Annotated in this window: 11 protein-coding genes and 1 pseudogene; 7 read left to right on the top strand and 5 right to left on the bottom strand. The window is 71.1% G+C overall.

All coding sequences use genetic code 11. The features are described from left to right. Positions 1-108 precede the first annotated feature (108 nt). Both BJ999_RS20965 and BJ999_RS20960 read left to right on the top strand, forming a co-directional pair. Positions 109-336 carry a hypothetical protein gene (locus tag BJ999_RS20965; RefSeq protein WP_179834866.1) on the top strand — a complete coding sequence of 76 codons (228 nt, stop codon included), beginning with the start codon at positions 109-111 and terminating at the stop codon, positions 334-336. 267 nt (positions 337-603) lie between these two features. After that, positions 604-999 (top strand): hypothetical protein, encoded by a 396-nt coding sequence (locus tag BJ999_RS20960; RefSeq protein WP_179834865.1) that lies wholly within the window; start codon positions 604-606, stop codon positions 997-999. Positions 1,000-1,126: 127 nt separating this feature from the next. Here BJ999_RS20960 and BJ999_RS20955 read toward each other — a convergent pair whose 3' ends face one another. Continuing rightward, on the bottom strand, positions 1,127-1,624 hold the full coding sequence (locus BJ999_RS20955; RefSeq protein ID WP_373292842.1) for a UTRA domain-containing protein: 498 nt from the start codon (positions 1,622-1,624) through the stop codon (positions 1,127-1,129). A 387-nt stretch (positions 1,625-2,011) separates the two neighbouring features. On the opposite strand from BJ999_RS20955, the gene BJ999_RS20950 reads away from it, so the two are divergent. Both BJ999_RS20950 and BJ999_RS20945 read left to right on the top strand, forming a co-directional pair. Further along, a complete protein-coding gene (locus BJ999_RS20950; protein WP_179834863.1) occupies positions 2,012-3,673 on the top strand; it encodes a TROVE domain-containing protein in 1,662 nt (553 codons plus the stop codon). Between the two features lie 142 nt (positions 3,674-3,815). Continuing rightward, a pseudogene (locus tag BJ999_RS20945) lies at positions 3,816-4,013 on the top strand (SAM-dependent methyltransferase); the annotation flags it as partial. A gap of 337 nt (positions 4,014-4,350) precedes the next feature. Here BJ999_RS20945 and BJ999_RS20940 read toward each other — a convergent pair. Then, positions 4,351-5,250, bottom strand: a complete 900-nt coding sequence (locus tag BJ999_RS20940; RefSeq protein WP_179834861.1) for a 1,4-dihydroxy-2-naphthoyl-CoA synthase — start codon at positions 5,248-5,250, stop codon at positions 4,351-4,353. A gap of 111 nt (positions 5,251-5,361) precedes the next feature. Here BJ999_RS20940 and BJ999_RS20935 point away from each other — a divergent pair, with 111 nt between their 5' ends. From BJ999_RS20935 to BJ999_RS20925, 3 genes are all read left to right on the top strand, one after another. Beyond that, positions 5,362-6,525, top strand: coding sequence for an AMP-binding protein (locus BJ999_RS20935; protein WP_179834860.1), 1,164 nt, complete (start codon positions 5,362-5,364; stop codon positions 6,523-6,525). A gap of 73 nt (positions 6,526-6,598) precedes the next feature. After that, positions 6,599-7,636, top strand: a complete 1,038-nt coding sequence (locus BJ999_RS20930) for a cation diffusion facilitator family transporter (protein WP_179834859.1) — start codon at positions 6,599-6,601, stop codon at positions 7,634-7,636. A 255-nt stretch (positions 7,637-7,891) separates the two neighbouring features. Beyond that, positions 7,892-9,244, top strand: a complete 1,353-nt coding sequence (locus BJ999_RS20925) for an RNA polymerase sigma factor (protein WP_229810572.1) — start codon at positions 7,892-7,894, stop codon at positions 9,242-9,244. A 79-nt stretch (positions 9,245-9,323) separates the two neighbouring features. On the opposite strand, the gene BJ999_RS20920 is transcribed toward BJ999_RS20925, so the two are convergent. From BJ999_RS20920 to BJ999_RS20910, 3 genes are all read right to left on the bottom strand, one after another. Continuing rightward, on the bottom strand, positions 9,324-10,526 hold the full coding sequence (locus BJ999_RS20920; RefSeq protein WP_229810573.1) for an esterase-like activity of phytase family protein: 1,203 nt from the start codon (positions 10,524-10,526) through the stop codon (positions 9,324-9,326). 79 nt (positions 10,527-10,605) lie between these two features. After that, the gene (locus BJ999_RS20915) at positions 10,606-11,493 is read right to left on the bottom strand and encodes an ABC transporter permease (RefSeq protein WP_179834858.1); all 888 of its coding nucleotides are present in this window, start codon (positions 11,491-11,493) and stop codon (positions 10,606-10,608) included. A 2-nt stretch (positions 11,494-11,495) separates the two neighbouring features. After that, the gene (locus tag BJ999_RS20910) at positions 11,496-12,479 is read right to left on the bottom strand and encodes an ATP-binding cassette domain-containing protein (protein WP_179834857.1); all 984 of its coding nucleotides are present in this window, start codon (positions 12,477-12,479) and stop codon (positions 11,496-11,498) included. Positions 12,480-12,487 lie beyond the last annotated feature (8 nt).

The following is a 12,487-nucleotide window of genomic DNA, read 5'->3' as shown; positions in this document are numbered from 1 at the left end:
TCGCTACGCGTCTGGTGGGAACGCGCCGCCTGGTGGCTCAGACGCACCCTCTCCCACAAGAAGCAGCCCCACTACCAATGGGCTCCCTGACCGTAACCGGCGATCACCATGCCGCCCCACCACCAGCCGGGCGCACTCTCTCCATGGCGCTTTAGCGGACCAGAGCACTACAAGCAGGCCGAGAAACTCCTCAACGACATCCGGTACGAGAAGAACGAAACCGAACGGTCGAAGAAACTCCAGGAAGCCCAGGTCCACGCCACCCTCGCGCTCGTCGCCGCCCTCCAAGGTGGGCAGGTCGGCGACAAGCAACTCCAGCAGTGGAAGTTGTACTGAGGAGGGATCAAGCTCTAGCCCAGTTGATGGACGTGGCGACCATCTTCAGTTCGTTGTTTCCGCAGTTCGAACGAACTGTGTAGCACCTCGCCAACACGCTGGATCGCTAAGCAACTACCCCCTGCGTGGCGGGCGTTCCAAATACGTGGTTAAGGCAGCGGTACCGAAGCCATTCTGGCATCGCCACCGACTTGCCGCTACGCCTAAATGCAGGACGGTCTCTACTGTTTCCCGTCATCGCGATGGGAAGTCACCAAAGGAGAGACCATGCACAAGTCTGCTCGCACGGCACTCACCAGCGTTGCCTTCGGCATCGGCGGGGCGCTCTTCGGAGTCCTCGTCATGGCTCTGGCGCTTGGCATCTGGGACTCGGACCTGACCACCGCCTTCACCATCCGCGGCGCCAGGTTCCCCATCCGCACCGGGGCCATCGCCGGTTTCGCCGGTGGCTTCATCGGGGGCCTGGCCGGAAGCCGCATGAGGCGTGACGCCGCGGTCTTCGTCCTGTGCCTGTGCGGGGGCATCGGTCTGGTGGTCGCCTGTGGGGAGACCGTCGACGACCGCATCCTCCACTACTACACCGTCGGTTACGGCGTTGTACTGCTCAGCATCGGCATCAGCACCATGATCGCCAACCGCATCGCCGCTAGAAGGCGGCGGTGACCACCTGAGGTGTCCGGCCTGCCGGGCACCACTTGAAGGGGCCCGGCGAGCCGGGCCCCTTTCTTGATATCCAGCGCGATCAGTCCGACGCATTCGTCGGTGCGGCTAATCAAGTAGGTTATGTCCGTCACGGGTCCGGACGGCCGGGGTCCCGCCCGCCGTTCACGGGTCCTGCCGCCCAGCCGTATGAGAGGAGCTTCTGCTCTTCCACTGTGGGCGACCGGAACCTCGATGTCCTCGTCGAAGCGAACCGGGCCGTTACCGCGGTCGGCGAGTCGCAGATCCCGGAAGGGCCGGTGTCAGGCATCGCCAGGTCGACGCTGCCGGCATACCGCATGGGGATGTAGGAGACCGCGATTGGGATAAGCACGTCGTTGGCGAACATGTGCCGACGGCGGATCAGAACCTTCTCGTCTCCGGCGAGCCCGAAGAGTTCCGCGATCTCGGCCGGCGGGTCGACCTCCCCGACCTTCACTAACTCTGTCATCGGGCGGACGCCTGCGCGTTTGACCTGCTGACCCTGCAACGCGGCTGGTCTGCGGCGGACGCCCGCGGTGAGGCGATCGGGCGGCCCAGCCTCCGGCCGTGGGGCTCGCAGCGAAGGCAGCGCTGCGGAAAGGCGCACGCGAGCAGTCCTGCCAATATCGAGGTGCGAACGGTTCTGGGACGGGTTACCTTCTGATCAACGCGTCGGGCCCGGTGCCCGCACGGGTCGAAGACCATCGGTTACCTTAGACGGATTCCCCGGTGGTCATTCACACATCCGTGCGAGCGCCCGGCCCTGCGGGTCGAGCAGGACGTACAGGGGAGGGCGGGTCGAAGCCCGTCGGTTATCCGGATCCAAGGGTCGCAGGTTCGAATCCTGCCCAGCCGACAATGTCGGGTGGTAGCTCAGCCAGGCAGAGCATTGGACTAAAAACCCGGTGGGCACCACCACATCCGCCCTCCCCCACGCGCCGGCTCCTCCCCCACATCCGCCCCTGAGGCGGGTCGAAACTCCTGGAGGCCCATGATGGCCCGTGACCCTCTCGCGTCGATCTCCACCATCCAGACGCCGCAGAACCGGCCGATCCCCGGCCGCGAAACCGAGCAGGTCCGCAACAACGCCGGCGGCTACGGGTTCGCGAAGGACCTGTGGACCCGACTGGAGGACTTCCTCATCCTCGGCACCACCGGCGGCACCTACTACGTCGGCGAGGACAAGCTCACCGCCGACAACGCACAGGTCGTGTTCGACGCGATCGCCGCGGACGGTGTCCGTGTTGTGGATCTCGCGACGGAGATCTCCACGGCGCGTCCGCCGCGGCCTCCGAAGAACCGTCCCGCGCTGTTCGTCCTCGCCGCTGCGGCGGCTCGTGGTGACGCGGACACCCGGCAGGCCGTGAAGGCGTCGCTGGCGAAGGTCGCACGGACCACGGACCACTTCGCGTCGTTCTTCGGGTACTGGAAGAACCTCGGCGGTAAGGCCACTGGTAACGGGACGGCGCCGGTGATCGGGCGGGCGATGCGGACTGCGTTCGCGTCGTGGTTCCTCAACGGCGACGTCGACCAGGTCGCGTGGCGGGTGTGCAAGGCACGGCAGCGCAAGACCCCCGCGGGTGAGGCGTTCGCGCTGCGGGATGCTCTCCGCCTCGCGCACCCCAAGGCGGACTCGCCGGCACGGCGAGCCCTGTTCGGGTGGATCGCCGGGAATGTCTCCGACGGGGACGCCCGCGCGCTGGTGCCCGCGGTGGACGCGTTCCTGGCGGCGCAGGCTGTCACCAGCGTGGCCGACGCGATCGACGTCGTGCAGGACCGTGGCGTGCCGTGGGAGTTCCTCCCCGACACGGTTCTCACCGACGCGGGCGTGTGGGGCGAGCTCGTCGACACGATCGGGATGACCGCACTGATCCGGAACCTGTCCCGGATGACGCGGATCGGGACGCTGACCCCGATGGGGGACGCGACCCGGCGCGCCACCGAGCGGCTCACGAACGCCGACGCGCTCGCGAAGGCGCGGATCCACCCGATGGACCTGTTCCTCGCCCTGCGCGTTCACGGGGGCGGCCACGCGTATCCGAACCCGCGCGCCGACGTGCAGCACTGGACGCCGGTGCCCGCAATCGTCGACGCGCTCGAGGAGGCGTACGAGCTGTCGTTCGGGCACATGGAGCCGTCCGGCCGGCGCCTGCTTATCGCGGTCGACTCCTCGGGGTCCATGAGCTACCACCGCATCACCTCGGGTGGTGCACCGCTCGGGTCCTGCTATGAGGTCGCGAACGCGATGGCGGTCATCCTGAACCGGATCGAAGGGTCCAACGCTCACGTCATCGACGTCGACACCAGCGTCCACGCATCCCGGGTGACGAAGCGGACGAACCTGCGGGAGATCTCCCAGTGGCGGCCGTCGGGTGGCGGCACGGACCTCTCGCTGCCGTTCCAGTGGGCGCAGCAGCAGCGTCTCAATGTCGACGGGGTGGTCGTGTTCACCGACAACGAGACGTGGGCCGGCCGTCAGCATCCGTCGCAGGCGCTCGCCGCCTACCGGCAGGCCGTGAACAGCGACGTGCGGGTCGTGGTGGCGGCGATGGCTGCGAACGGGCACCGCATCGGTGACCCCCGCGACGAGGGCGTGCTGAACATGGCGGGCCTGGACGCCTCGCTGCCGATGGTGGTGAACGGCTTCATCCGTTGAGATTCCAGGGCGGATAGACGATCTGCCCTGGAATCTGTCTGTGGGTCAGGTGTAGACGATCTGTCATGGATGACGATGCCCGACGGGACATTGGGCCCACCGAACTCTCCCTGGCTGCGCCTACGACTTCTCCGCCGTCGCCAACGCCCACTTCCTTCAGCGTGTCGTGCGGTACATGGCCGGGCGAGGCATCCGGCAGATCCTCGACCTAGGCGCGGGGAAACCGAAGACGCAGGCCGGCAACAACGTCCACGAGATCCTTGGCGAGACGACCGGGGACGGCAGCGTCGTGTACGTCGGGAAGGATCCGAGAGCGCACCCGCATGCCCGCGCGATCTAGGGGCAGCGTGACGGCACTGGGTCCGTGGCCGCGGGCTTGCAGGACGTAGACGAGGTCCTCAACCTTCTTGCGGGCAACCGCACCTCGGGCACATCGAGCTCGGCAGGCTCCGGGTCCGGCACCTTGACGGACATGTTCGCTGCGATCGAAGCCGACGCGCGGGAGGCAGTGGAGGGCGGCGCGGCGCTGGTCTCGAGGGCCGCCGCGGCAGGCTCAGCGAGCACTGACGGGCTCCCCTCCCGCGCAGGGCGGGGGCGTCACGCCGCTCAACGTGGCGAATCAGCAGGTCAGAGCGTCACGAATGCCGCACCCCACGTCCCCAATCGCGCCCCGGGTCTTAGTAGTACCACGGGAAACGCGACCAATCGGGTTCGCGCTTCTCCAGGAACGAGTCCCGCCCCTCGGCGGCCTCGTCGGTGCCGTAGGCCAGGCGCGTCGCCTCCCCGGCGAACACCTGCTGCCCCACGAGACCGTCGTCGACGAGGTTGAACGCGTACTTCAGCATCCGCTGCGCCGTCGGGCTCTTGCCGTTGACCTTCCGCGCCCACTCCAGCGCCGTCGCCTCGAGCTCGGCGTGCGGGACGACGGCGTTCACCATGCCCATCCGGTGCGCGGCCTCGGCGTCGTAGTCGTCGCCCAGGAAGAAGATCTCCCGGGCGAACTTCTGCCCCACCTGCCGCGCCAGGTACGCCGACCCGAAGCCGCCGTCGAAGCTCGCCACGTCCGCGTCCGTCTGCTTGAACCGCGCGTGCTCCCGGCTGGCGAGAGTGAGGTCGCACACCACGTGCAGGCTGTGCCCGCCCCCGGCCGCCCAGCCCGGCACCACGCAGATGACGACCTTGCCCATGAAGCGGATCAGCCGCTGCACCTCCAGGATGTGCAGCCGCCCCGCCCGCGCCGGGTCGATCGTGTCCGACGTCTCGCCCTCGGCGTACCGGTAGCCGTCCCTGCCGCGGATCCGCTGGTCCCCGCCCGAGCAGAACGCCCAGCCGCCGTCCTTCGGCGACGGCCCGTTGCCCGTCAGCAGCACGCAGCCGATGTCGCTGGACATCCGCGCGTGGTCCAGCGCACGGTACAGCTCGTCCACCGTGTGGGGGCGGAACGCGTTGCGCACCTCCGGGCGGTTGAACGCCACCCGGACCGTCCCGTGGTCGACGGCCCGGTGGTAGGTGATGTCGGTGAAGCCGAACCCCTCGACCTCTTTCCAGGCGTCCGCGTCGAACAGCTCCGAGACCATGTCTTCCTCTCCGTCGGGCGACCGCGCCGCGGCCGGGGCGCGGCGCTCGGCACCATTCAACCGGCCCCGCGTTTGAACGCGTTCAGCGGGGTCGTCTACGCTGATGAGATCATGGATCGCCCGCTGCACGCCGTCGTCCTGCCACCCGGCCCCCGCCTGCTGGACGCCCTGGCCGGCGCCCTCGACGGCGGCCCCGCGATCTGCCCCCTGCCGCCGGACCTGCCCGAGGCCGCGCTGCGCGGCCTCCTGGACGCTCTGGCGCCGGACGCGATCGAGACGGCCGGCGGCATCGTCGCGCACTCCCCCGGCGGCGGGCGCGCACCGGTCGAGGCCGACACGGCCGTGCTCATCGCCACGTCCGGTTCCACCGGCGCCCCCAAGTTCGTCGAGCTGTCGGCCGGCGCGCTGCGCCACTCCGCCGCCGGCACCCTCGCCCGCATCGAGGCCGGTCCCGGTGACCGGTGGCTGTGCTGCCTGCCCACCAGCCACATCTCCGGCGTCCAGGTCCTCGTCCGCTCCCTCGTCGCCGGCACCGACCCCTGCATCGCCCCCCGCTTCGACGCCGCCGCCGTCGCGGCCGCCGAGGGGTTCCACGTCTCGCTCGTCCCCACGCAGCTGCGCCGGCTGCTGGACGCCGGCGCCGACCTGTCGCGGCTCGGCGCGATCATCCTCGGCGGCGCCGCCGCCTCGCCCGGCCTGCTGGCCGAGGCCCGCGGGCGGGGGGCCCGCGTGTTCACCACCTACGGGATGAGCGAGACCTGCGGCGGCTGCGTCTACGACGGCACGCCGCTGGACGGCATGCGCGTCGCGCTCGGCGACGGCGGCAGGATCCGCCTCGCCGGCCCTTCGCTGTTCACACGCTACCGGCTGCGCCCCGGACCGACCGCCGGGGTCCGGGACGGCGACTGGTTCCTCACCCAGGACCTCGGCGCGATCGAGGGCGGCCGGCTCCGCGTCCGCGGCCGCCTCGACGACGTGATCAACACCGGCGGGGAGAAGGTCGTCGCGGGCGAGATCGCCACCGCGCTGTCGCGCCACCCGAAGGTCCGCGACGTCGTCGTGGTCGGCCGCCCCGACCCCGAGTGGGGCGAGCGGGTCACCGCCGTCGTCGTTCCCGCCGCCTCCGGCCTGCCGGAGCTGACCGAGCTGCGCGCGTTCGTCCGCGAGACGATGCCCCCGTACGCGGCGCCGCGCGAGCTGGAGCTGGTGGAGTCGATCCCGCTGCTGGCGTCCGGGAAGCCCGACCGGGCCCGGCTGCGCGCCCCCGCGTCCTGACGGCGGCGCCGCGCGGGCGCGTCCCCGCCCTCGCGGCGCATGGCACGGCGACCACCTGGGCAGGGGACGGACCATGGCGGCACAGAGCGGCGGGCGGACCGCAGGGCGGCGGGACGGCGGCGGACCGCAGGACGAGAGCCTCCTGACCGTCGCCCTCGCGTTCGCCGCGAACCTCGGCATCGCCATCGCCAAGGTCGTCGCCGCGCTGATCACCGGGTCGGCGTCGATGGCGGCGGAGGCCGCGCACTCGATCGCCGACACCTTCAACGAGGTGCTGCTGCTGGTGGGACTGCGCCGCAGCGGGCGGCCCGCCGACCGCCGCCACCCGCTCGGCCACGGCAAGGAGCGCTACATCTGGACCCTGCTCGTCGCCGTCGCGATCTTCGGTATGGGCGCGCTGTTCTCCTACTACCAGGGCATCGAGACGCTCACCGGGCACCGCAGGGCCGCCGAGACCGGCGCGATCGTCGGGTACCTCGTGCTCGCCGTGGCGTTCGTGCTGGAGGCGGTCTCGTGGCAGCAGGCCGTCCGGCAGGTCCGGGCGGCCGCGCGGGCGGAGGACCTGCCGCTGCGCGCCTACATCCGCCGCACCGACGAGCCCACCTCGGTCAGCGTCCTGCTGGAGGACTCGGCGGCCCTCGTCGGCCTGGTCATCGCGTTCGGCGGCCTGGGCCTGCACCAGCTCACCGGGTCGGCGATCTGGGACGGCGTGGGATCCCTGCTCATCGGCGTCCTGCTGACCGCCGTCGCGCTCCTCCTCGGCCGGATCAACCTGAACCTGCTGACCGGCTCGCAGGCCGACCCCCGGATCGTCGCCGACGTCCGCGCGCGCCTCGGCCGCGCGGACGAGGTGGAGTGGGTGGTGGACATCGTCACCGTGACCTTCGGCGCCGACCGCGTCCTGGTCTGCGCCCGGCTCGACTTCCGCGACTCCCTCACCGCCGCCGAGGTCGAGCGCGCCTGCGTCCGGATGGCCCGCGAACTGCGCGACGCCCACAAGGAGATCGACGAGGTGTTCCTCGAACCCGTCCCCCGCGACGACCCTGAGCTGCGCGAACGGGTCATCGCGCGTTATGGTCGGACATTGAGGCCGAGGGACTCGGAGACGTAGTGGGCTTTCTCACGTCGCCACGACCCCGGGTCTTTACGAAGTAAGGTCGAAACGGACCGGTTCGGGTGGTGTGAAACCGCTGGCCGTGGGCACCACGACCGTCTGGATCGCTCCTCCACGATCCCCCGGCGGAGCGCCGCCCGGCGACGGAGCCGGGAACAACAGGCCCGTCCTGGGACGTTCCGTTAAGTGCGTGCGCCACGAGCGAACACAATCCGCGCCGCACTCACACACCGAAGGGAGGGGGGTGTCCTCATGCCGCGAAGCGCCGTCGAGACCCCGCTCACGGAGTCGCCGAGCCCCGCGCTCAACGACCTCCTGAAGCGTGGCCGCGCCCACGGGCGCCTCTCGCTCGACGAGGTGAGGGGGGCCTTCGAGACCGCCGGGATCAGCCCGGCCCAGGGCCGCTCCATCCTGCGCGAGCTGTCCGAGGCCGGCATCAGCCTGGCGGGCGAGTCCGACGCCGTCCGCAAGATGGCCGCGGCCGCCGACCACGCCGGCGGGGAGACCGCCCAGGACACCTCCGCCGCCCCGGGCGCCAGGAAGCGCGCCGCCCGCAGGGGCGCCGCCAGGAGCGCCGCCAAGTCCACCGGCAGGGTGACGCGGCCGGGCGGCCAGGCGGACGCCGCGGTCGACGAGGGGTTCGAGGTCACCGAGGTCGAGGCCGAGGAGACCTCCGCGGACCTGGACGACCAGTCGACCACGATGGGCGACTCCGTCCACACCTACCTCAAGGCCATCGGGCGCCGCCAGCTCCTCACCGCCGAGCAGGAGGTCGACCTCGCCAAGCGCATCGAGGCCGGCCTGTACGCCGAGCACAAGCTGGAGAGCGAGGACCTCTCCCCCGCCGTGCGCGCCGACCTGGAGTGGGTCGCCGCCGACGGCCGCCGCGCCAAGGCCCACATGCTGGAGGCCAACCTCCGGCTCGTGGTGTCGGTCGCCAAGAAGTACTCCGACCGCGGACTGTCGCTGCTGGACGTCGTCCAGGAGGGCAACCTCGGCCTGATCCGCGCCGTGGAGAAGTTCGACTACTCCAAGGGCTACAAGTTCTCCACCTACGCGATGTGGTGGATCCGGCAGGCGATCCAGCGCGGCTTCGCCGACTCGGCCCGCACGATCCGGCTGCCCGTGCACGTCCTGGAGATGCTCAGCAAGCTGAGCCGCGTCGAGCGCGACATGCACCAGCGTCTCGGCCGCGAGCCCACCCCCGAGGAACTGGCCGCCGAGCTGGACAAGAGCCCCGAGCAGGTCCGCGAGCTGCTGCGCACCAGCCGCCAGCCGATCAGCCTGGACTCCACCATCGGCGAGGACGGCGAGACCCGCATCGGCGACCTCATCGAGGACACCGACAGCCCCGAGGCGTCGGAGCTGGTGGACCGCCAGCTCATGGCCGACCAGCTGCGCCGCACCCTCGACATCCTGTCCCCGCGCGAAGCCAAGATCATGGCGATGCGGTTCGGGCTGTACGACGGGACGCCGCGCACGCTGGACGAGATCGGCAAGGCCCTCGGCCTGACCCGCGAGCGGATCCGGCAACTGGAGAAGGAGTCGCTGTCCAAGCTGCGGCACCCCAGCAACGCCCGCCCGCTGCTGGACTTCGCGGTCTGACCCGGCACCCGGCCCGGCACGCGAAGGGCCCGCGGGACCGTCACGGTCCCGCGGGCCCTTTCGCATCGCGCGGCGGCGGTCAGCAGCCCCGGGCGGCGAACGCCAGGAACTGGGTGGCCTCGCTCTGGTCGAAGTTGTCGTCGGAGCCGACCACCAGCGTGCACTCCCCCGACCTCAGGCGCGGCCCCCACGCCAGCGCCTCCAGGTTCTGCGTGGGGTCGACGTAGCGGCCGAGGTCGGCGACGAGGCGCTTGCGCGCCGGGCGGAACCGCCCGCCCTGGGCGAGGCCGTCGCGGCGCAGCACGTCCGTGGCGCCCCTCACGTCGAACTCGTACAGCCGGACCTTGTATCCGACGCCTTCGAGCCAGGACCGCTCCAGCGCCAGGAACCGGTGGTCGCCGGCGGCGAGGATCTCCGAGACGCCGCTGTCGGCGGCGCCGGTGGGCGGCTTCGGCGCGGCCGGGAGCCGGTCGACGGGGTAGGCGTACTGGGCGGTCACGCGTCCGGCGCGGTCCCACAGGGTGAGGCGGGTCGTGGCGCCGTGCCGGACGGTCGGCGGCTCCCCGTCCTCGTACCGGGGGCCTTCGACCATCGCGGCGATGCCGTGCGGGGTGAGCGTCAGCGCCTCGAAGCCGGCGTTGCGGCGCGGCCCCCGGTGCTCGGCGGTCAGCCGCAGCGACGGCGGGAGGGGCAGGGCGCCGGCGTACCGGCCGTCCCGCCCCGCCCACCGCAGCGACATCGGCGCCAGGGGGATCCCCTCGTGGGTCTCGTCCGGGCGGTCGCCCTCGTTGCCCCACAGGACGCGCCGGGACCGAGCGTCGAAACGGATCGTCTCCGGATCGACCGACCCCGGCTTGCCGAACGCGGGATAGGGGTGGCCGTCCGGGCCCCGCAGCGTGGACACCCCGGTGATCCTGACGCCGGTGAACGCGCCGGTGGCGGGGTCGATGGCCAGGCGGCCGGTGTAGAACCGGGCCGGGTCGTAGCGCCACCGGTCGTCGGAGACCAGGTACCAGGTCCCGGTGCGCGGGTCGCGGTCGATGCCCGACAGCCCGCCGACCGTGGTGCCCCTGAACTTCGCCATGTGCGGCAGGCGCCGCTCCCCCAGGAACCGCGTGATCCGCAGCCCCTGCGCCGCGGCCGCCGGCCGGGCCTTGTCCGCTGCCGCCGCGCGGACCGGTCCGTCCACGGTCGCCGCGCCCGCCACCGCCGCCAGGACGGCGGCCGTCGCCGCCGTCCCGCGCCATATCGTCCTGTGCCCGTTCACGTTGTCTGCCGTCACCCTTCACATCCGACCGAGTGCGCTGCGTTCGCGCACGCGGTCAGTATCCTTCATCACGGTGGGTGACGGCGGCGTTTTCTCAGTCGGCGCGGCGGAACTCCAGGATGGCCACGCCCATCAGCCCCACGCCCATGCCGAGGACGAGGAGGATCTCCAGCCATATCGGGACCACCCAGCCGCCCCAGGTGACGCCCGGGTCGAACGTCCGCATCAGCTGCGGCGAGACGTCCAGGTGGGAGAACACCGCGTGCCGCAGCGGGTCGACGGCGTAGGTGAGCGGGTTGAACCGGGTCAGCACGGTCAGCCACGCGGGGAGCCCGCTCAGCGGGTAGAGGGCGCCGGACAGGAACATCATCGGCATCATCGCCATCTGCATGAGGCCGAAGAACGACTGCATGCTGGTGATCCGCGCGGCCATCATGACGCCGAACCCGGTGAGCGCGAACGCCCCGATGAACATCAGCCCGAGCAGCTCCAGCAGCAGTCCCGGGTCGTAGGGGACCCCGGCGAGACCCGCCAGCAGCACGATCACCGCGCCCTGCAGGGTCGCCACCAGGGCGCCGCCGATGCACTTGCCGACGACGATGGCGCCGCGGCTCACCGGGGCGACGAGCATCTCGCGCAGGAACCCGAACTCGCGGTCCCACACGATCGACCCGGCGGAGAACATCGCGGTGAACATCACCGACATCGCGCACACGCCGGGGAAGATGAAGGTCTTCAGGTCGACGGTCCCGGTGGCGCCGCCGCCGCTGGCCATCAGGTTGGACAGCCCGGTGCCCATGACCAGCAGCCACAGCACCGGCTGGACGAGCCCGGACACCATCCGCAGCTTGTCGCGCCAGAACCGGATGAGCTCCCGGTGCAGGACGATCTTCACGGCGCGCAGGTCCTGCCGCAGGCCGCGCTCGGGCACCCTGACCCGGACGACCCCGGCGCCCGCCGCCCTTTCGGCCGTGTTCGCCATCGTCACCTCCTCATCGCGCGCATCGCGACGCGCATCCCGTCGCTCGCCGAGGCCTCGGCGTCGCGGATCGTGGTGCCGGTGTAGGACATGAACACATCGTCCAGGGACGGCCGCGCCACGTTCACCGACCTGATCGGGACGCCCAGCTCCGCGAACAGCCGCGGGACGAACGCCTCCCCGGAGGCCACCGAGAACGCGACCGCGCCCTCCGACACGACCGCCTCCAGCCCGAACCGGTCCTTCAGCGCGGCGATCGCGGCCTCGTCGTCGGCGGTCTGGATGCGGATCCGGTCCTTGCCGACGCCGGCCTTGAGCGCCTCGGGGGTGTCCAGCGCCACGATCCGCCCCGAGTCCATGATCGCGATGCGCTCGCAGAACTCGGCCTCGTCCATGTAGTGCGTCGTCATGAAGATCGTGATCTCCTCGGCCGCCTGCAGCTGCCGGATGTACTCCCAGATCGACGCGCGGGTCTGCGGGTCCAGGCCGACGGTCGGCTCGTCCAGGAACAGCACCCGCGGGGAGTGCAGCAGACCGCGCGCGATCTCCAGGCGGCGCTTCATCCCGCCGGAGTAGGTCTGCACCAGGTCGCGGCGCCGGTCCCACAGGTTGACCATCTCCAGCACCTGCCGGATCCGGTCGGCCGTCAGCGAGCGGGGCACCCCGTACAGCTCGGCGTGGAATCGCAGGTTCTGCTCGCCCGACAGGTAGCCGTCGAGCGTCGGGTCCTGGAACACCAGCCCGATGTTGCGGCGGACGTCGTCGCGCTCGCGCGCCACGTCGTGGCCGGCGACCCGCGCGCTGCCTCCGCTCGGGCGCAGCAGCGTGCACAGCATGTTGATCGTCGTGGACTTGCCCGCGCCGTTCGGGCCGAGGAATCCGAAGATCTCCCCTGGCCGCACGGTGAAGTCGATCCCCCGCACGGCCTCCACGTCGCCGAACCTCTTGGTCAGGCCGTCGACCTCGACGGCCGGTCCCCCGTCCGGCATGGGGGCCT

It is taken from the genome of Actinomadura citrea (assembly GCF_013409045.1).
GTDB classification, from domain to species: domain Bacteria; phylum Actinomycetota; class Actinomycetes; order Streptosporangiales; family Streptosporangiaceae; genus Spirillospora; species Spirillospora citrea.
The sequence above is the reverse complement of the archived record's forward strand: the minus strand, read 5'-3'. Positions and strand labels throughout refer to the sequence as shown.